The sequence below is a fragment of the Pseudomonas sp. B1-22 genome (assembly GCF_050474425.1).
GTDB lineage: Bacteria > Pseudomonadota > Gammaproteobacteria > Pseudomonadales > Pseudomonadaceae > Pseudomonas.
On the sequence record NZ_JBCHVH010000007.1, the window covers coordinates 45,867 to 65,955 of the forward strand.

Sequence of the window (20,089 nt, forward strand, 5' to 3'; positions counted from 1 at the left end):
CCAGCGAAGCGCCGGGAGTCCTGATGATTGCCGAGGAATCCACGGCCTGGCCGGGCGTCAGCCGGCCGACCGAGGAGGGCGGGCTGGGCTTTTCCTACAAGTGGAACATGGGCTGGATGCATGACAGCCTCGCCTATATCCGCGAAGACCCCGTGCACCGCAGCTTCCACCATCACCGCCTGACCTTCGGCCTGCTCTATGCGTTTTCCGAGTGCTTCATCCTGCCGATCTCCCACGACGAGGTGGTGCACGGCAAGGGCTCGCTGCTGGGCAAGATGCCGGGCGACCGCTGGCAGCAGTTCGCCAACCTGCGCCTGTACCTGTCGATGATGTGGACGCACCCGGGCAAGAAGCTGCTGTTCATGGGCTGCGAGTTCGGCCAGTGGCGCGAATGGGACCACGACGGCCAGCTCGACTGGTACCTGCTGCGCTTCGCCGAGCACCAGGGCGTGCAATGGCTGGTGCGCGATCTCAATCGCCTGTACTGCGAGGAGCCCGCGCTGCATGCCTGGGACGAGCGCGCCGAGGGCTTCCACTGGCTGATTGGCGATGACTCGCGCAACAGCGTGTACGCCTGGCTGAGGCGGGCGGGGGATGACTGCGTGCTGGTGGTGCACAACTTCACCCCGGTACCGCGCTCCGGTTACCGCGTCGGCGTGCCCTTGGCGGGCGGTTGGCGGGTACTGCTCAACAGCGATGCGGAGCCCTACGCCGGCTCCAACGCCGGCAGCCAGGGGGTGCTGCGCAGCCAGCCGGAAGCCGCCCATGGGCAGGCGCAGTCGCTGAGCCTGGATTTGCCGCCGTTGGGCTGCCTGATCCTGCGGCCGGAGGGGGATGAGTAGGGGGGCGAAATAAGAGACATCCGAGCACGCCGAAGCGGCGCATGAACACCGAACAAAACGGCGGATAACGCCTTAGGCGTTATCCGCCCTACGAAAGCCCTTCCCAGCGAATCCTCACTCCAACTCCCGGCCCATATGCTCCCGCCGCCAGGCCGCCGGCGACATTCCGTACTGGATGGTGAACCAGCGGGTGAACGAGCTGGGCATCCCGTAGCCGAGCAGGTCGGCAATCCGGCTCAGCGAGTAGCGCGGGTTTTCCATGTAGCGCAGCACCAGTTCCCGGCGCACTTCATTGATCAGGTCGGAGAAGGTCACGCCGTTCTCTTCCAGGCGCCGCTGCAGGGTGCGTACGTTAAGCCCCAGCGATTGGGCGATCTGCTCGATGGTGGCGCGGCCCATGGGCAGCAGCAGGTAGATGGCCTTGCGTACTTCGTTCAGGGTGCTGCCGTCGGTGGCGCCGGGCAGCGAGTCGACGAAGCTGCGCGCATGACGCGCCATGGCCGGGTCGGCCATGGGGTTGGCGGCGTCGAGGTCGGCCGCCGGAATCACGATGCCGTTGAACTCACTGCCGAATTCCACCTTGCAGCCGAACAGGCGCTTGTGCACCTGCAGGTCGGCTGGCGCGTCGTGGGTGAGGTTCACGCTCATCGGGCGCCAGTGCGGGCCGAGGAGGGCGGCGCAGAGGCGGTAGAGGGTGCCGATGGCCAGCTCGATGCCCTGGCGCATGGGCATCGGTGGCACGGTGATGATCTCTTCGCGCAGGATCGCCGTCTTGCCTTCCTGGTCCACGTACAGGGCCAGCGATTCGTTGATCAGGTGGCGGTACTGGACGATGGTGTCGATGGCTTCGCGCAGGGTCGCCTGGTGGGTGATCAGCAGGCTGATCACGCCGAAATCGGCGAGCTGGCGCGATTCGGCCATGCGCAGGCCGAAGGTCTCGCAGCCGCAGGCGCGGGCCGACTCTTCCAGCAGGCTCACCACCGGGGTGATCGGCACGCGCTGTTCCGGGTGCTCCAGCATGGACAGGCTGAGCCCCGCCTGGCTGAGCTGTTGCTGGGGGTTGAGGCCGAAGTGGCGAGCCACTTCCAGATAGTTGGTCAGTGCCGCAATACGAACCATTGGGGTCATGCCGATTGCCTTCTTGTTCTTGTGGCTGCGTCGCGCCGGTGGGGGCTGTCACCAAATGACAGGTGCCGAACCCTCACCGGAGCGCGTATGGCTTGTTCGATGACGACAGATTCTATCGGTGAGTTCAGTAGAGCGTGTACGAAGTTTCGCATATCGACCAGCGTCCTGACTGCCATCGAACCGCCCTAGCTCGCGTAATGCGTGGGATTTGGCCCAGGTACAGAGTGCCGGATGACGAATGTGCTGTCATCAATTGCGAAGTGCCTGACGTTCTATGCAAAGCAGCGTAGCCGGGCTGCCTCTACTGTCTTGTCCAACAAGTTCGAAAATAGCTGCAAGGTGACCCGGTGAAACACAACAACTCCACCACCGTCCTCATCGTTCCCGGCCTGCGCGATCACGTGGCCGAACACTGGCAGACCCATCTCCAGGCCCGCCTGCCCAATGCGCGCAGCGTACCGCCGCTGACCGAGGACAAGCTTGACCTCGACGCCCGCGTCGCCGCCATCCAGCACGAGCTGGCGCAGATCGACGGCCCGGTAATCCTGGTCGCCCACAGCGCCGGCACCCTGATGGTGGCGCACTGGGCCGCCCGCCATGACCGCCCGATCAAGGGTGCGCTGCTGGTGACCCCGCCCGATCTCGAAGGCCAGTGGCCGGAGCACTACCCAAGCCCGGCGAGCCTCGCCGAACGAGGCTGGTCGCCGCTGCCGCAGCAACCCCTGCCGTTTCCGACCCTGGTGGCGGCCAGCGACAACGATCCGCTCGCCACGCCCGAGGCCGTACAGCGCATGGCCGACACCTGGGGCGCAAGCCTGGTGGAGCTGGGCCGTGTCGGCCACATGAACCCTGCATCCGGCTTCGGTGACTGGCCGGAGGCGGACAACCTGATCCAGATGCTGGATCGCTGATCCCTGACAGGAAGTTCACGTTCCGGCGCCTGGCGCCGGGGCGGGCTCGCGTGCGCCCTGAGGGTGGCGCGGGCGAGGGCCGCGGGACGGGCCCGGATAGCGTCCCGATAACAACAAGAAATGGAGCACACGAATGCACTACCAGAGCAACTCACCGCGGCTGCGCCGCTGCCTTCTCGCCACGGCAATCGTCAGCGCCTTCGGCGGCACCGCTGCCCAGGCGTTCGAACTGAACACCGGCAACCCCGACATCGCCGTACGCTTCGACAATACCGTCAAGCTCAGCTACGGGCAGCGGGTGGAAGCGGCCAACAGCAAGATCGCCGGCACCGCCAACACCAACGACGGTGATCGCAACTTCTCTTCCGGCAGCCCGGTGACCCAGCGTTTCGACCTGCTCAGCGAGCTGGACTTCGTCTATCGCGACAGCATGGGCTTCCGTGTCAGCGCCGCTGGCTGGTACGACAACGCCTACGAAAACGTCGGCTCCAGCAACCCGTTCCCCGGCCAGAAAGGCAACGCCGGCCACCTGGTCACCAAGAACGGCAACGTGATCGTTCCGCCCGGTGCCAAGCCCGTCACCGACGGCCTGAGCAACTTCGCCGACCGCTACTACAACGGCCCCTCCGGCGAGCTGCTCGACGCTTTCGTCTTCGGCAGCCGCCAGGTGGGCGACGACATGCTGCTCAGCGGCAAGCTCGGTCGCCACACCGTGTACTGGGGTGAGACCCTGTTCAGTGCCGCCAACGGCATCAACTACGGCCAGTCAGCCCTGGACCTGGGCAAGCTGTACAACGTGCCGGGCACCGAGGCGAAAGAGCTGTTCATGCCGCGCAACCAGCTGTCCGCGTCGCTGACGGTGAACCCGGAGCTGACCCTGGCCGCACAGTATTTCCTCGAGTTCGAGAACTCGCGTTTCCCCGAAGGCGGCACCTACATGGGCCCCTACGACATGCTCAACGACGGCGGCAACGTGTTCTGGCTGCCGCTGCCGGCGCTCAATGCCTTCTATGGCGCGCCGCGCGGCCATGACCGCGAGCCCGACAACACCGGCGACTACGGCCTGATGGCCAAGTGGAGCCCGGAATGGCTCGACGGCACCCTCGGCTTCTACTTCCGCAAGACCTCCGACACCCTGCCGGCGGTGCTGGTGGACGCGCCGAACCTGCAAAAACCCGGTCTGGCCGGCCTGAAGGGGATGAACTACTTCACCGCCTACGCCGACGACATCGACATCTACGGCATCAGCCTGTCGAAGGAAGTCGGCGGGGTGAGCGTCGGCATGGACCTGAACTACCGCGAGAACATGCCGCTGGCGAGCAACTTCACCACCGTCAACTCGACTCTCTACAAGGCAGCCCAGAAGGGCCTGATCAACGGCGCCAACCTGATCGGCTCGCTGCCCAGCGACGGCGACACCGGTCTGGCCCGCGGCAAGACCTTCCACGTGGTGCTCAACGGCCTGGTGACCTTCGGCGCCACCCCGCTGTGGGACGCCTCGTCCCTGGCAGTGGAAGGCACCCTGACTCACCTGGTCGAAGTCACCGAAGGCGAACAGACCTTCAAGGGCGACTCCAGCTACCACGGCGTGGACAAGGTCACCCCCAATGCCTACGCCATGTCCGCCAACTTCACCCCGACCTGGTACCAGGCCTTCCCGGGCGTCGACCTGTCCATGCCGGTGGCCTACAACGTCGGCCTGCACGGCAACTCGGCGGTGCAGCTGGGCGGCAACGAAGACGCTGGCAGCTACTCGGTCGGCGTGGCGGCGGACTTCCATCAGAAATACCGCGTCGATCTGAAGTACGTCGACGCGTTCGGTCCCTTCGATACCTGCGAAAGCGGACACGACAACAACACCCCCGGGGCTAATGGGCAGTACCAGTGCATCCCCGGGCAGATCACCTCGCAGGGCGGCCTCGCCCCTCTGCTGAAGGACCGCGGCATGGTGACCGCGTCCCTCAAGGCGACCTTCTGATTTCACCCCAGGCTCCCTACCCGGAGCAGGAGAAAAACAGCATGAACTTCAAACCTACCCTGATCGCCACGGCCCTCGGCCTGGTCCTCTGCGGCGCCGCCCAGGCCGCCGTATCGCCCCAGGATGCCGCCCAGCTGGGCTCCACCCTGACCCTGGTCGGCGCCGAGAAGGCCGCCAGCAGCGATGGTGCGATTCCGGCCTACACAGGTGGCCTGACCAGCGCCCCGGCCGGCTTCAAGGCCGGCGACAGCATGCGCCCGGACCCCTTCGCCGGTGAGAAGCCGCTGCTGGTGATCGACGGCAAGAACGTCGACCAGTACAAGAACGAGCTGACCGCCACCACCGTCGAGCTGGCCAAGCGCTACCCGAGCTTCCGCGTCGACGTCTACCCGACCCACCGCACCGCCGCGCTGCCTGACGCGGTGCTGGAGAACAGCAAGAAGAACGCCGTCGCCACCCAGTCCCTGGAAGGCGGCACCGCCATCGACAACGCACTGCCGGGCGTGCCGTTCCCGATTCCGAAGACCGGCGCCGAGGCCATGTGGAACTTCCTGCTGCGTTACCAGGGGGTGAACATCAAGGCCAAGTACGACTCCTGGAACGTCGACTCCTCGGGCAGCGCGAACCTCGCCACCACCGGCCAGGCCTTCATCAACTACCCGATCTACGAGAACCTCACCCAGCCGGTGAAGGGCTCCGAGGTCTACTACCAGATGAAGCTGTACTACAGCGGCCCGGCCCGCCGCGCCGGCGAGGCGATGATGCTCAAGGACGCGGCCAACCCGCTGCAGCAGCCGCGCCGCGCCTGGCAGTACCTGCCCGGCCAGCGCCGCGTGAAGCTGGCGCCGAACCTGGCCTACGACACGCCGAACCCCGGTATGGCCGGCGCCGGCACCTACGACGACGTGTTCGTCTTCAACGGTGCGCTGGACCGCTACGACTGGAAGCTGGTGGGCAAGCAGGAAATGATCGTGCCGTACAACACCTACCGCCTCACCTACACCAGCGACATCAAGCCGGTGGTCACGCCCAATCACCTGTCGCCGGACTATGTGCGCTGGGAGAAGCACCGCGTGTGGGTCGTCGAAGGTACGCTGAAGTCCGGTGCGCGCCACATCTACGCCAAGCGTCGCTTCTACCTCGACGAGGACAGCTGGGTGGCTGTCGCTTCCGACCAGTATGACGCCCGTGGCCAGCTGTATCGCGGCTCCTTCGCCTTCCTCAGCCAGAGCTACGACAAGCGCATCCCGGACGCCACGCCGTTCATGATCTACGACCTGACCGCCGGCTCCTACAACATCAACGGCGTCGTTGGCCCGTACGGCGGCATCACCTACATCGATCCGCTGGCCGCTACCCAGTGGTCGCCTGAAGCCCTCGCGGGCAGCGGTATCCGCTAAGCGGATGAGTCCAGTCGCGGCGGCTCACGAGGCCGCCGCGCCTTTCCCACCGAGGTAGCCGTATGCAATTTCCCTTCAAGCTCACCCTGGCCTCCGCCGGGCTGGGACTGGCGCTGCTCGCTGGTCACGCCGCTGCCGGCGAATTCGTCGACGTGCTGGACCTGCCCTCGCAGCCCACCGCCCTGGCCATGAGCAGCCCGTTGACCGCCATCGCCCGCGCCGACAAGCGCCTGGTGGTTGTCGGCCAGCGCGGCCACATTCTCTATTCCGACAACGACGGCAAGGACTGGCGGCAGGCCGAGGTGCCGGTCAGCTCCGACCTCACCGCCGTGCGCTTCCCCACGCCGCGCGATGGCTGGGCGGTGGGCCACGACGGCGTGGTGCTGCACAGCGCCGACGGCGGCGAACACTGGACCCGCCAGCTCGATGGCCGCGCCATCGGCCAACTGATGCTCGATTACTACACGGCCCACCCCCAGGCGGATAACGAAACCCTGCTGGAGCAGTCGCGGCGCATGAAGGAGGAGGGGGCCGACAAGCCGTTCCTCGACCTCTGGTTCCGCAACGCCCAGGAGGGTTTCGTGATCGGTGCCTTCAACCTGATCCTGCACACCACCGATGGCGGGCGCAGTTGGGAGCCCTGGAACCATCGCATCGACAATCCTCAATCGCTGCACCTGACCGCCATGTCGGCGGTGGGTGACGAGCTGTTCATCGTCGGCGAGCAGGGCCTGCTGCTCAAGCTCGACCCGCAGGGCCAGCGCTTCGTCGCGCTGAACTCGCCGTACAAGGGCACCTTCTTCGGCGTGCTCGGAAAGCCCGGCCTGCTGTTCGCCTACGGCCTGCGCGGCAACGCCGTGCGCAGCGTCGACGGCGGCGCGAACTGGAGCGAGGTGGCCACCGGCCTGCCGGTCAGCCTCACCGCGGCCAGCGAGGGCGCCGATGGCGGCCTCTACCTGTTCAGCCAGGCCGGCCAGGGGCTGGTAAGCCGCGACGGCGGCGCCACCTTCAAACCCCTGACCCTGGCCCAGCGCACGCCGGTCAGCGGCGCCCTGGTCAGCGGCGACAGCCTGCTGCTGGTCGGCAATCGCGGTCTGCAACGCAGCGCGTTGCCGCTCTCACAATAAGAAAGAGACAGCCTCCTATGGTCGACCTCAAGCAAGGGCAGCTGCCCGTCATCAGCGATCTGCGGGACTTCGACGCGCACAGCGGCAGCCTGCTGGAGCGCCTGGTGTTCAACCACCGGATCCTCTTCATCAGCCTGATCGCCGTGGTCACGCTGCTGCTCGGCTGGATGGCGGTGACCCGCCTGGAGATCAAGCCCAGCTTCGAGAAAATGATCCCGCAGAGCCATCCCTACATCCGCAACTACCTGGACAATCGCGGCGCGCTGCGCGGCCTGGGCAACTCGGTGCGGGTGGTGGTGGAGAGCCGCGACGGCGACATCTTCGCCCCGGCCTACCTGGACACCCTCAAGCAGATCAACGACCAGCTGTTCCTCAGCCCTGGCGTCGACCGTGCCTGGATGAAATCGCTGTGGTCGCCGGCGGTGCGCTGGACCGAAGTGACCGAGGAGGGCTTCCAGGGCGGCCCGGTGATGCCCGACGGCTATGCCGGCGACGCCCCGAGCATTGCCCAGCTGCGCCAGAACATCGCCCGCGCGGGCATCGTCGGCAGCCTGGTGGCCAACGATTTCCGTTCGAGCATGCTGGTGGTGCCGCTGCTGGACCACGACTCGGCCACCGGCAAGGGCATCGACTACCGGCAGTTCTCCCATCAGCTCGACGCGCTGCGCCTGAAGTACGAATACCAGGGTGACCAGCGTGCCTTCGAGGCCGGCGAACCGGGCAAGGGCAACGTGCGCATCCACGTCATCGGTTTCGCCAAGCTGGTCGGCGACCTGATCGACGGCCTGGTGCGGGTGATGATGTTCTTCGGCCTGGCGGTGGTCTCGGCCTTCGTCATCATCCTGCTCTACACCCGCTGCCTGCGCAGCAGCCTGCTGGTGATCGTCTGCTCGCTGCTGGCGGTGATCTGGCAGCTGGGCCTGATCGCCTGGCTCGGCTATGCGCTGGACCCGTACTCGATCCTGGTGCCGTTCCTGATCTTCGCCATCGGCGTGTCCCACGCCACGCAGAAGATGAACGGCATCATGCAGGACATCGGCCGCGGCACCCATCGCCAGGTGGCGGCGCGCAACACCTTCCGCCGGCTGTTCCTGGCCGGGGTCAGCGCGCTGCTCTGCGATGCCGTCGGCTTCGGCGTGCTGATGCTGATCGACATCCCGGTGATCAAGGCCCTGGCCATCACCGCGAGCATCGGCGTGGCAGTGCTGGTCTTCACCTCGCTGCTGCTGATGCCGGTGGCGCTGTCCTTCATCGGCGTCAGCCCGCGCGCCGCCGCCCGCGCCCTGCGCGAGGAGCACGAGGAAGCCCGCGAGCAGGGCCTGGGCCGGCTGTGGAGCCTGCTCGACCGCTTCACCGAGCGCCGTTGGGCGACCATCGCCCTGGCGGTCGCCGCGCTGATCGGCGCCGGCAGCTTCATGGTCAGCCAGCACCTGAAGATCGGCGATCTCGACGCCGGCGCGCCGGAATTGCGTGCCGACTCGCGCTACAACCGCGACAACGCCTACATCACCAGCCACTACGCGCTGTCCAGCGACCTGTTCGCGGTGATGGTGAAGACCCCGGCCGAAGGCTGCCTGAACTACAAGACGCTGATCCTCGCCGACCGCCTGGGCTGGGCGCTGCAGCAGCATCCGGGGGTGCAGGCCACCGTGTCGCTGGCCGACGCGGTACGGCAGATCACCGCCGGCACCTACGAGGGCAACCCCAAGTTCGCCAGCCTGCAGCGCAACCAGGACGTGCTCAACTACTCGGCCCAGCAGGCCTCGGTGAACACGCCCGAGCTGTTCAACACCGAGTGCTCGGTGATGCCGGTGATCGCCTTCCTCAAGGATCACAAGGCCAGGACCCTGGAAGAAGTCACGACCATCGCCGAGGACTTCGCCAAGGCCAACAGCACGCCGGACCGCCAGTTCCTCCTCGCCGCCGGCAGCGCCGGTATCGAGGCCGCCACCAACAGCGTGGTGCACCAGGCCAACCGCACCATGCTGCTGTATATCTACGGCGCGGTCAGTCTGTTCTGCCTGATCACCTTCCGCAGCTGGCGCGCGACCCTGGTGGCGATGCTGCCGCTGGTGCTGACCTCCATGCTTTGCGAGGCGCTGATGGTGTTCCTCGGCATCGGCGTGAAGGTGGCGACCCTGCCGGTGATCGCGTTGGGCGTGGGCATCGGCGTGGACTATGCGCTGTACCTGCTCAGCGTGCAGTTGCAGCTGCAACGGGCCGGATTCCCGCTGGCGATGGCCTACCAGCAGGCGGTGATCTTCACCGGCAAGGTGGTGGCGCTGGTGGGCGTGACCCTGGCCGCCGGGGTGATCACCTGGGCCTGGTCGCCGATCAAGTTCCAGGCCGACATGGGCATCCTGCTGACCTTCATGTTCCTCTGGAACATGCTCGGTGCGCTGCTGCTGATTCCGGCGCTGTCGCACTTCCTGTTGAACGACCGGAAGGGCTGAGCAGCGGGTCAGATACCTGCGGACCGCCCTGGCGCCGGCCTTGCCGGCGAATCGCGGAGAGGCTCCGCTCCTACGAAAAGCCGGTTCCGAGCGAGGACCCGCTCCCGTAGGAGCGGACCTTGTCCGCGAAATCTTTCGCGGATGAATCCGCTCTTACCGGGAAATGCCCAGATAGCGCCCCTACGCGGGGCAGGACGGTCCGGCGGATAACCTGTTCCAGGTTATCCGCCCCTACACACCGCTGCGGTGCGCTGCGGTTCGCGAGCAAGCTCGCTCCTACAAAGAGCGCGCCGGAGTTTGGCCTGGCTGTAGGAGCGAGCTTGCTCGCGAACCATCGCTGCACCAGAACCTTTACCGATGATTGCGATAGCGCTCGGTCAGCGACTGCACGCGGGCGACGTAGGTCTGCGTCTCGGCGTAGGGCGGTATCCCGTTGTACTTGTCGACGGTCATTTCACCGGCGTTGTAGCTGGCCAGCGCCAGCCGCTGATTACCGTTGAAGCGTTTGAGCAGCCAGGCCAGGTAGCGCACGCCGCCGCGGATGTTCTGGCGCGCATCGAAGGGGTTGGTCACGTTGAAGCGCTCGGCGGTGTCGGGCATCAATTGCATCAGCCCCTGGGCGCCGGCGATGGAAACGGCGTTGGGCTGGAACGCCGATTCGGCATGGATCACCGCACGGACCAGGGCCCGGTCGACGCCGTAGCGGCTCGAAGCGGCCTCGATCTCCCGCCGGTAGGAGTTGGTATCCAGGCGCAACGCAGCGACATTGAAGTCCTTCGGCGCCCGGCACAGGTAGCAACCCTTGATGTAATACACCTCCAGCACATCGACCCGCGCGGAGATGCCGACGGGGCGTCGACTCACATACTGGCGCACGCCATTGTGGACGAAGGTGTACACCCGGATGCGATTTGCTCCCAGCTCGGTGCCTGGCGCGGCCGTGGCCTCTGCGCGGGAACTGGTCCCCGTCCTGCCGCTCCGACCAGCCTTGCCATTCTGAAGGGTGCAGCGCGCGCCGGGTATGGCGTGGCTGCTGTGGCTGACGGTGCCGTCAGGTGCCTGGCACTTGAACAGGGCATTGGCGTAAAGCGGCGCGACCAGCAGAGCCAATCCGATGCAGCCGGGAAGGCTGCTGCGAGCCCATTGCCTTGCTCTGAAAGTCATCACACCGCTCCGCGCCGCGAGCGCCGATCAGGCCGGGAAACCTGATCCGGGCAAAGGATAGAGGCCAGCAGGGGCGGTCGTTGCAGGGGGAGCCTGGGCGGTCCGCCGTTTCGTTCCGCTAGTTATAACCGTTCCTGCCAGGCTTGGAGCTTGTGCAGACGTACGGCTCGCAGGTGTTCCGGTGTGTCGGGCGGGGGCAATTAGGCGGGGTTCTCTCGAAGAGGCCAACCTTTGCGTAGGAGCGGACTCTGTCCGCGATCGAATCACCGCCGCGCGGGTCGTCCGGAATTGGGCGAAGCCAATCGCGGACGGAGTCCGCTCCTACGAATCCTGTGAATCCATCCTGGAGTTGGGCTCAGCCGAGAATGAAATACACCTTGCGCACTGGCGTGAGGTTTTCCCAGGTGCCCTTGAAGCCCGCCGCGACCACGAAGGAATCCCCCGGGCCGAAGGTCTTCGCCACGCCGTTGGCGTCGGTCAGGCGCACGGTGCCTTCGAGGATGTGGCACAGCTCGTCGTAGTCGCACTCGCAGCGCTCCAGGTGCACGCCCGCTTCCCAGATGCCGGCGATGGCGCTCTTCTCGGGCGCCGCGAAGTGTCGCCAGCTGCGGCTCCGGTAAGGCGCATCGACGATGGTCGGGTCGTTGATCTCGCGCTCCTGGGGGGCGAGCTGCGGGTTGGCGAAGTCGATGACGTGGCGGGGCAGGGTGGACATGAAGGTCTCCATCAGGAATCGAAACCGATGCCGAAGGCATCGAAGGTCTTGAGCAGCAGGTCGCGGCGGCCGGTGCGGTCTTCCTTGGCCAGCGAACGCTGGGCCAGGCGTACGCCGAGGTAGCGCAGCGGCTCGGGCGGGAAGGGGAAGGGCTTCTGCGAGGTCATGCGCAGCTGGGTGCGCTCGGTGCGCTCGCCGGCCAGTTGGTCGAGCATGTTCAGCGCGGCGAAGCGGCTGGCCGCCACGCCCTGGCCGGTGAAGCCCAGCGCGTAGGCCACGCGGTTGCCGAGCACGCAGCCGGTGAACAGCGTGGTGCGTGCCGAGGTGTCGATGATGCCGCCCCAGGCATGGCTGAATTGCACCGGGCCGAGCTGGGGAAAGGCCTCGTGGAACTGCTGGGCCAGGCGCCGGAAGCTTTCCGGGCGCTGGGTCAGGGCTTCGTCGCGGCGGCTGCCGAAGTGGTAGATGGCGTCAAAGCCGGCCCAGAGGATGCGGTTGTCGGCGGTCTTGCGCAGGTAATGGAACTGGTTGCCGGCGTCGGCGATGCCGTAGCGGTCGACCCAGCCGATGGCGCGCAACTGGTCGTCGGAGAGCGGCTGGGTCACCAGCGAGTAGTCGTACACCGGGATCACGCTGGTGTTCAGGTGGCCGAGTAGCGGCGGCGCGATGTTGGTCGCCAGGGCGATCTGTCCGGCCTCCAGCTCGCCACGGTCGCAGCGCAGCATCAGGCGGTCACCAAGTGGGTGCAGCTCGTGCACGGGGGTGTTCTCGAACAGTTCGATACCCTGCTCCAGACACACCCGGCGCAGCTCGGCGGCCATCTTCGCCGGGTTGAGCAGCGCGTAATTGGGTTCGAAGACGCCGGCCTTGTACATCGGCGAATCGAGTTTCTGTGCCAGTTCCGCACCTTCCAGCCACTCGCAGTCGATGCCGAAGCGCTGGTAGTTGCGCTGCATGCTGCGCAAACCGTCGACCTGCCAGGGCTGCATGGCGACGCTGAGCTTGCCGCGCCGTTCGAATTCCACGTTCATGCCGAAGCGCTTGAGGTCCGCCTCGAACTCATCGAGGTTCTGTCGGCCCAGGCGGATCAGGGTTTCGGCTTCTTCCGGCCAGCGGCGCAGCGCATTGCCTACGCCGTGGGAAATGCTCGGCGCGCAGAAGCCGCCGTTGCGCCCGCTGGCCTCGCCACCGCAACGACGTGCTTCGACCACCGCGATGCTTGCGCCCGGCTGTCGCTGGCGGGCGTGCAGGGCGGTCCAGAGGCCGGTGAAGCCGCCACCGACCACCACCAGATCGAAGCGGCGATCGGCCTCCAGCGCGGGGGCGGCGGGTGCAGGTTCGAGCGTGTCGAGCCAGAAGGGTCTGGGAGTGGCGCGTGCAAGTTGGGCGGATGTCATCGGAAAACTCCGGCAGAATGTCGGAAGAAAAATGCGGCCAGCGGGCCGCGTCCGAAATCTTGTAACGCTCACGGGGGCCAGGCATACGGTCCGCCGCTCTTTGCGGGCACGCCCGGAGCATCGGAGCCGGCACAGACCGGCAGGGGAATTTGAATGAGCGATGAGCAGCTCTGGAGCGCCACCCTCGAAGGTGCGACCTACCAGGCCGACCCGAACAGCGCCGCCACCCACGCCGTGGTGATGCGCTATCACCAGGCCTGGCGCAGCCATGACATCGATGCGCTGATGGCGTTGTTCGACCCGAAGGTGGAGTACACCGATTTCTTTCAGGGGCGTCGGATCGATCCGGCGGAGCTGCGCGAGTATCTGCGGACCAGCATGCCGGCGGCGGGGGATGAGTCGCAGGTCTACACCGACCGCCTGCGGGTGGATGGCGACACGGCGTTCCTGCAGTACCAGGTGACCCTGCGCGGCACCCAGGGGCTGGTGTCCTTCCGCGCCACCGAGGCGTACACCGTGCGTGATGGCCGGATCGTCCGGGTCAACGAGCACGCGGCGCTGGTCGGCCAGCCGCAAAAGCCCGCCAGTGACCCGCAACCGCGCATGGCCGACAGCCGCCTGGGGCTGTCCGCCCGGCAGCTCAGTCAACTGGGTGGCGATATCCAGCAGTATTTCCAGCAGAGCCGGCCGTTCCTCAACCCCGACCTGGACATGCCCCAGGTCGCGGCGGCCACCGGCTACACGCGCAACCAGATTTCCTACTTCCTCAACCAGGTGCTGGGCCTGAGCTTCTACCAGTTCCTGAACCAGTTGCGCCTGCGTCATCTGCTGAGCCAGCTCGACGGCGCCACCAGCGTTACCCGCATCGACGAACTGGCGCGGGCGGCGGGGTTCCGCTCGCTGTCGACCTTCTACCGCTGCTTCCGCGAGGAGACGGGGCTGTCGCCCAAGGCGTACCTGGAACAGAAGGCGATTTCGTGAGCGGATCGCATTTGTAGGATGGTGTGGAGCGAAGCGATACCCATCAATCGCGGGTGACCCTGCCGATGGGTATCGCAAGCTCCACCCATCCTACGGGGATTCCCGTCGGCTCCGCAGCTGGGTGGTTCGCGAGCAAGCTCGCTCCTACAGACAGCCTCAGCAAGGGGGCGGGCCGCTCCGCGCGTGCCCGCATGTACGGCTGGCGCGTTATCAATCCCGTGCCCATTTCCCTATGCTCGGCCCACAAGCATTCCAACACGCTCAGGAGACCTTGCATGCGCGACCAGCTCTATATCGACGGCCAATGGCAGGCGCCCGCCCAGGGCGGCCGCTTCGAGGTGTACGAACCCTCCAGCGAAGCCGTGCTGACCGAAGTCGCCGCCGCGACCGGCGAGGACGTGGACCGTGCCGTGCAGGCCGCGCGCCGGGCCTTCGATGAGGGCGAGTGGGGCCGCAGCACGGGCAAGGAGCGCGCCGGCTACCTGCGCGCCATTGCCGACAACCTGCGTGGCCGCCGCGAAGACCTGGCCCGCCTGGAGGTGCAGGACAACGGCAAGCCGCTGCCCGAGGCGCAGTGGGATATCGACGACGCCATCGGCTGCTTCGACTACTACGCCGAGCTGGCTGAAGGGCTGAACGGAGAAGGGGACGTGGTCGCGCTGCCCGACGAGCGTTTCGCCTGCCGCGTGCTGCGCGAGCCGGTCGGCGTGGCCGGGCAGATCATCCCGTGGAACTACCCGCTGCTGATGGCTTCGTGGAAGGTCGCGCCGGCACTGGCGGCTGGCTGCACCGCCGTGCTCAAGCCTTCCGAGCTGACCCCGCTGACTGCCCTGGAACTGGCGGCCGCCGCCGATGCCGTGGGCCTGCCCAAGGGCGTGCTCAATGTGGTCACTGGCCTGGGCCGTGACGCCGGTTCGCCGCTTTCGGCGCACCCGGGCGTGGACAAGCTGGCCTTCACCGGCAGCGTGCCGACCGGGCGCGCGATCATGCAGGCGGCCGCGCAGGACATCAAGAACGTCAGCCTGGAACTGGGCGGCAAGTCGGCGTTCATCGTCTTCGATGACGCGGATATCGAGGCGGCGGTGGAGTGGGTCCTGTTCGGCATCTTCTGGAACCAGGGCCAGGTGTGCAGCGCCACCTCGCGCCTGCTGGTGCAGGAGGGCCTGCACGACCGGCTGATCGAACGCCTGGTGGAAGAAAGCCGCCGCATCACCCTCGGCAACGGCCTGGAGCCAGGCGTGCTGCTCGGCCCGCTGGTCAGCGCCGGACAGCACGCCAAGGTGCTGCAGGCCATCGAGGCCGGCGTGCGTGATGGCGCGAAGCTGGTCACCGGCGGCAAGCGTCCGGCCCATCGCGATAAGGGCTGGTTCGTCGAGCCGACGGTGTTCATCGATGCGCCGCTGGAGAGCGCCGTCTGGCGCGAGGAAATCTTCGGCCCGGTCCTCGCCGTGCGCCGCTGCAAGGACGAAGCCGAGGCGCTGCGCCTGGCCAACGACAGCCAGTTCGGCCTGGCGGCGGCGGTGATGTCCGCCGATCCTTCGCGTTGCCAGCGGGTGAGTCGCGGCCTGCGCGCCGGCATAGTCTGGGTCAACTGCTCGCAGCCGACCTTCACCCAGGCGCCCTGGGGCGGTTACAAGCAGAGCGGCATTGGCCGCGAGCTGGGCGTGTGGGGACTGGATAATTACCTGGAGACCAAGCAGGTCACCGAGTACCTCAGCGACCAGCCGTGGGGGTGGTACATCAAGTGATGTGAGGCGTGGTGAGGCACCGGCCATGCCGGTGTCTCCCTGTAGCAGCGGGCCATGCCTGCGATCCGCCGGCAGGGCTAGCGCTTGGCCGGTTCGCGAGCAAGCTCGCTCCTACGATTCGGCGCTGAGCACTGCAGTCACCGGGGAGGGCCGGACTCCGCCGCGCTGGATTTCGCGGACAGGGTCCGCTCCTACGAAAGCAAAACCGGAATCCCGTATAGGGGCGGGCAGCGCCCGCGATCGCGCGCATGGCGCGCTCCTACAGGTGGACGCCGGCATTTCTGGCTGCGTAGGAGCGGACTCCGTCCGCGATCGATTGCGCCACCGCGTCGATCTGAAGGTCAGACCAACCCTTTCCCCAGCAGATGCTCCCGCAGGTATTCGATGAATACCCGCACCTTGCGCGTACTGCGCCGGTGCGGCAGGTAGAGCACATGTACCCAGGGCCCGAAGGCGCTCTGGTCGCGCCAGCAGTCCGGTAGCAGCTCCACCAGTTCGCCGCTCGCGAGATAGGGCTGCGCGCTCCATTGCGGGAGGAACTGCAGCCCCTGACCGTCGAGCAGGCAGGACAGCAGGAAGTCGTAGTTGTCACTGGCGACGCGCGGCGTCGGCTGACGGATGCGGATGCGTTCGCCGTCGCGTTGTACCCACCAGAAATTCCGGTTCAGCAGCGGGTGGCGGAAGATCAGCCAGTCGTGCTGCTCATAGTTGTCCAGGGTCACGTCCATGCCCTTGCCGGCCAGATAGGCCGGCGTGGCGCAGAGCATCAGGCGGTTCTCGATCAGTGGCTGGGCGATCACGTCGGGCAGGTCGATGGGGCCGTCGCGCAGGGCCAGGTCGTAGCCACCTTCCACCAGGTCGGCGAATTCGTCGGCCAGGTCCACCTCCAGGCGCACCTGCGGATGCTCGCGCAGGAAGCGGCAGCACACGGCATTGAAGAAGGCCGGGGCGAAGGAGGGCGGGGCGGCGATGCGCAGGCTGCCGCGCAGTTCGGTCTGCAATTGCTCGACTTCCTCGCTGGCGCGCTGCAACTGCATCAGCGCCTGGCGCGCACCCTCCAGGTAGATGTGTCCGGCTTCGGTCAGCGCCATTCGTCGCGTGGTGCGCTCGAACAGGCGCTGGCCCAGCTCGGCTTCCAACTGCGCCACGCCCTTGGTGATCGCCGATGGCGTCTTGCCCAGCTGTTCCGCGGCACGGCTGAAGCCGCCGTGGTCGGCCGTGGCGACAAACATGGTGAGCGCGGTCATCTTGTCCAAGGATTACTTCCTGATGGGAATAGAAGTTGTGCGGGAAGTCAGTGTTAAAGCCGACAGGGCTTTTGCTTAACCTTCGCCACAGATCAACAATAACTAAGGATCTGCGATGAAACTACTGATTCCGACGCTGCTTTCCATGGCATGCGCTTTTTCCTCGATGGAAAGTATGGCGGCCGCTGATCTCATCCTCCATGGCGGCAAGGTCTATACCGCCGAGCCGGGGCAATCGCTGCAGCAGGCGGTGGCGGTGGAGAACGGTCGCATCCTCGCGGTCGGTTCCGATGCGCAGATCCTCAAGCTCAAGCAAGCCGGCACCCAGGTCATCGACCTGCACGGCAAGGTGCTGATGCCCGGTTTCATCGATTCCCACACCCACCTGGTCAAGGGCGGCCTGCAGATGCTCCAGGCCAACCTGGACAACCAGGACATGCCGATCGCCGAGTTCGAGAGCAAGCTGCGCGAGTGGCGTGACGATGGCCGCGCCCGCCGTGGCCAGTTCCTCTATGTCGGTGGCGTGCCCACGGCTTTCTGGGACGAGCTGGGCGAGTTGCAGCAGCGTTTCAACCAGGGCGAATGGGCGAAGCAACCGATCCTTCTGGCCGGCGGCGACTACCACACCGGCTGGGCCAACCAGGCGCTGCTCGATCTGGCCGGCATCGACGCCGCCAAGGTGCAGTCGCTCAAAGGAGAAGAACAGGCCACCATCGGCCACGGCGCCGACGGCAAGCCTAACGGCTTCCTGGTCGATGCCGGCCTCTACCCGGTGCAGGCGCTGCTGCCGCTGGCGACCAACGACGAGCTGCTCAAAGCCCTGAAGGGGGCGCAGAGCTACTACCACGAGCTGGGCATCACCGCCTGGATGGAGCCCCTTGCCAACGAGAACCCCGGTGGCGACATCCACAACGATTCGGTGGGCGTGCTGCCGGCGTACAAGATGCTGTCGGAGCAGGGCGGGCTGACCGCTCATGTCGCAGCCCTGCTGATGGCGGATTCGAAGGCCACCCCGGCCGACCTCGACGAACTGGACAAGGTGCGCCAGCAGTTCCTCGGCGTGAAGAACCTGAGCCTGCCGGGCATCAAGGTCTTCGCCGACGGCGTGGCCGAGATGCCGGCGCAGAGCGCGGCGATGCTCGAGCCCTACAGCAACTCGAAGAAGTTCGGCGAACTGCTGATCGATCCGAAGCACTTCGGCGAGCTGGTCAGCGCCGCCGACGCCCGTGGCTGGCTGGTACACGTCCACGCCATCGGCGACCGCGCGGTGCGCGAGTCCCTCAATGGCATCGAGCAGGCGCGCAAGGACCGCAACAGCGGCATCCCGCACTCCATCACCCACCTGCAGATGGTCAACCCGAAGGACTTCGCCCGCTTCAAGCCGCTCGGCGTGATCGCTTCGATGCAGCTCTACTGGGCCGCCGCCGACGAGAACAGCGTGGACCTGGTCAAGCCCTACGTCAGTGCCATGGCCTTCATGCACATGTACCCGGCGCGTTCGCTGCTGAAGAACGGCGCGACCATCGCCGGCGCCAGCGACTGGCCGATCACCACGCCCGATCCGTGGAAGGCTATCTACCAGGCAGTCAAGCGCGTCGGCCCCAAGGGTGTGCTGAACGCCGCCGAGGACATCGACCGCCTGACCATGTTCCAGGCCTACACCCTCAACGCCGCGCGCACCATCCGTCTCGAAGACAGCATCGGTTCGCTCAAGCCCGGCAAGCAGGCTGACCTGATCCTGGTCGACCGCGATGTGTTCACCGTCGAGCCCGAAGCGCTACGCGACACCCAGGTGCTCAAGACCTGGTTCGCCGGCCGCGAAGTCTATAGTCGTCCAGACGACAAACTCTGATCCACCCGGAGCGCCCCGGCGCTCCACTTTCGCTGAAAAAAGTAATTGCAGGAGCTTTGCCGTGATTCTTCACACCTTCACCACCGACATCCGCGACCCGCTGCAGCGTGGCCGGCAGATCGGCGAAACCTTCGCCGAGCAGATCCGCCAGACCGTGGCGCTGTACCTGGACTTCTTCCCGCGCGTAGGTGTGGAGATCGACAAGGCCCGTTCCATCGGTGAAGGCAGCCTCGGCGCGCTGGCCGACTGGTGCCCGGCGCTGGCCCGTGAAGTCGAGGGCCTCGCCCTCGGCGTCAACCTGCCGCTGTGGCAGCTGGCCGCGCTGAACGCGCGCACCGAAGTGCTGGCGGTCATGCCGCAGCAGCCGGTGGAAGGCGAGTGCTCGACCTCCATCCACGCGCCCGCCGGCGCCACCGCCCCGCGCAGCCTGCAGACCTGGGATTGGCACGACAGCCTGGTGCCCCACGGCCTGCTGTTGCAGTTCCCCGGCGCCACCGGCCTGACCGCCAAGCTGTTCACCGAGTTCGGCATGCTCGGCAAGATCGGCGTGAACAGCGCGGGCCTGGGCGTGCACTTCAACATCCTGCACCACGCCAGCGACAACGGCAGCGCCGGCGTGCCGGTGCATGCCATTGCCCGCCGCGTGCTGGAAGAGGCCACCAGCGTCACCGAGGCCGTCGAGATGGCGCGTTCGGCGCGGGTCAGCGCTTCCACCGTGCTCAGCGTGTTCACCCGTGAAGACGTGCGCGCCCGCGCCGCCAGCATCGAGATGAGCCCGGCGCACACCTCCGTGGTGGTGCCGCGCGAGGACGGCTGGCTGCTGCACACCAACCACTTCCTCGATGGCGAACTGAGCTGGGGCGAGCGTACCGCCGACGTTTCCACCACCTATGCGCGCCTGGACCACCTCAAGGCCGGCACCGCCGGCATGACCGGCGTGGCCCTGCGCGAGCGCGCCGCCGCCTTCTGTGGCGCCGAAGGCGACCAGGCCATCGTCTGCTTCCACCCGGATATGTCCGAGCCGGACACCGAGCGCTGGGAAACCCTGCTGAGCGTCGGCATCGACACCGAAGGCTGCGCCCTGGAGTACGTCGCCGGCACGCCGAAGAAGCTGGCGGACGAAGGTTTCCTGCGCTTCTGACGTAA

The 20,089-nt window shown here is 66.5% G+C and carries 14 protein-coding genes and 1 pseudogene; 10 read left to right on the forward strand and 5 right to left on the reverse strand.

Translation table 11 applies throughout. The features are described 5' to 3' along the window. Nucleotides 1-2 precede the first annotated feature (2 nt). Nucleotides 3-842, forward strand: a pseudogene (locus ACQ5BL_RS25220) (alpha amylase C-terminal domain-containing protein); the annotation flags it as partial. A gap of 114 nt (nucleotides 843-956) precedes the next feature. Here ACQ5BL_RS25220 and ACQ5BL_RS25225 read toward each other — a convergent pair. Further along, nucleotides 957-1,961: an AraC family transcriptional regulator gene (locus tag ACQ5BL_RS25225; protein WP_430293348.1), complete on the reverse strand. Its 1,005-nt coding sequence runs from the start codon at nucleotides 1,959-1,961 to the stop codon at nucleotides 957-959. A gap of 356 nt (nucleotides 1,962-2,317) precedes the next feature. On the opposite strand from ACQ5BL_RS25225, the gene ACQ5BL_RS25230 reads away from it, so the two are divergent. From ACQ5BL_RS25230 to ACQ5BL_RS25250, 5 genes are all read left to right on the forward strand, one after another. After that, nucleotides 2,318-2,881 (forward strand): RBBP9/YdeN family alpha/beta hydrolase, encoded by a 564-nt coding sequence (locus tag ACQ5BL_RS25230; RefSeq protein WP_243808155.1) that lies wholly within the window; start codon nucleotides 2,318-2,320, stop codon nucleotides 2,879-2,881. 133 nt (nucleotides 2,882-3,014) lie between these two features. Beyond that, on the forward strand, nucleotides 3,015-4,859 hold the full coding sequence (locus ACQ5BL_RS25235) for a DUF1302 domain-containing protein (protein WP_243808156.1): 1,845 nt from the start codon (nucleotides 3,015-3,017) through the stop codon (nucleotides 4,857-4,859). A gap of 41 nt (nucleotides 4,860-4,900) precedes the next feature. Continuing rightward, nucleotides 4,901-6,259: a DUF1329 domain-containing protein gene (locus ACQ5BL_RS25240; RefSeq protein ID WP_243808157.1), complete on the forward strand. Its 1,359-nt coding sequence runs from the start codon at nucleotides 4,901-4,903 to the stop codon at nucleotides 6,257-6,259. Nucleotides 6,260-6,321: 62 nt separating this feature from the next. Continuing rightward, nucleotides 6,322-7,386, forward strand: coding sequence for a WD40/YVTN/BNR-like repeat-containing protein (locus tag ACQ5BL_RS25245; RefSeq protein WP_243808158.1), 1,065 nt, complete (start codon nucleotides 6,322-6,324; stop codon nucleotides 7,384-7,386). Nucleotides 7,387-7,403: 17 nt separating this feature from the next. Next, on the forward strand, nucleotides 7,404-9,839 hold the full coding sequence (locus tag ACQ5BL_RS25250; RefSeq protein WP_243808159.1) for an efflux RND transporter permease subunit: 2,436 nt from the start codon (nucleotides 7,404-7,406) through the stop codon (nucleotides 9,837-9,839). A gap of 351 nt (nucleotides 9,840-10,190) precedes the next feature. Here ACQ5BL_RS25250 and ACQ5BL_RS25255 read toward each other — a convergent pair whose 3' ends face one another. From ACQ5BL_RS25255 to ACQ5BL_RS25265, 3 genes are all read right to left on the reverse strand, one after another. Next, a complete protein-coding gene (locus ACQ5BL_RS25255) occupies nucleotides 10,191-11,003 on the reverse strand; it encodes a lytic transglycosylase domain-containing protein (protein WP_243808160.1) in 813 nt (270 codons plus the stop codon). A gap of 355 nt (nucleotides 11,004-11,358) precedes the next feature. After that, nucleotides 11,359-11,718, reverse strand: a complete 360-nt coding sequence (locus ACQ5BL_RS25260; protein ID WP_243808161.1) for a cupin domain-containing protein — start codon at nucleotides 11,716-11,718, stop codon at nucleotides 11,359-11,361. 11 nt (nucleotides 11,719-11,729) lie between these two features. Then, complete coding sequence (locus ACQ5BL_RS25265; RefSeq protein ID WP_243808162.1) at nucleotides 11,730-13,115, reverse strand: NAD(P)/FAD-dependent oxidoreductase; 1,386 nt, start codon at nucleotides 13,113-13,115, stop codon at nucleotides 11,730-11,732. A gap of 240 nt (nucleotides 13,116-13,355) precedes the next feature. On the opposite strand from ACQ5BL_RS25265, the gene ACQ5BL_RS25270 reads away from it, so the two are divergent. Continuing rightward, on the forward strand, nucleotides 13,356-14,096 hold the full coding sequence (locus ACQ5BL_RS25270) for a nuclear transport factor 2 family protein (RefSeq protein WP_243808290.1): 741 nt from the start codon (nucleotides 13,356-13,358) through the stop codon (nucleotides 14,094-14,096). Nucleotides 14,097-14,371: 275 nt separating this feature from the next. Continuing rightward, complete coding sequence (locus ACQ5BL_RS25275; RefSeq protein WP_243808163.1) at nucleotides 14,372-15,844, forward strand: aldehyde dehydrogenase family protein; 1,473 nt, start codon at nucleotides 14,372-14,374, stop codon at nucleotides 15,842-15,844. A gap of 341 nt (nucleotides 15,845-16,185) precedes the next feature. On the opposite strand, the gene ACQ5BL_RS25280 is transcribed toward ACQ5BL_RS25275, so the two are convergent. After that, nucleotides 16,186-17,100, reverse strand: a complete 915-nt coding sequence (locus ACQ5BL_RS25280; RefSeq protein ID WP_243808164.1) for a LysR family transcriptional regulator — start codon at nucleotides 17,098-17,100, stop codon at nucleotides 16,186-16,188. A gap of 106 nt (nucleotides 17,101-17,206) precedes the next feature. Between ACQ5BL_RS25280 and ACQ5BL_RS25285 the strand changes: the two genes are divergently transcribed. Beyond that, nucleotides 17,207-18,943, forward strand: coding sequence for an amidohydrolase (locus ACQ5BL_RS25285; protein WP_243808165.1), 1,737 nt, complete (start codon nucleotides 17,207-17,209; stop codon nucleotides 18,941-18,943). Between the two features lie 61 nt (nucleotides 18,944-19,004). Beyond that, a complete protein-coding gene (locus ACQ5BL_RS25290; protein ID WP_243808166.1) occupies nucleotides 19,005-20,084 on the forward strand; it encodes a C45 family autoproteolytic acyltransferase/hydolase in 1,080 nt (359 codons plus the stop codon). Nucleotides 20,085-20,089 lie beyond the last annotated feature (5 nt).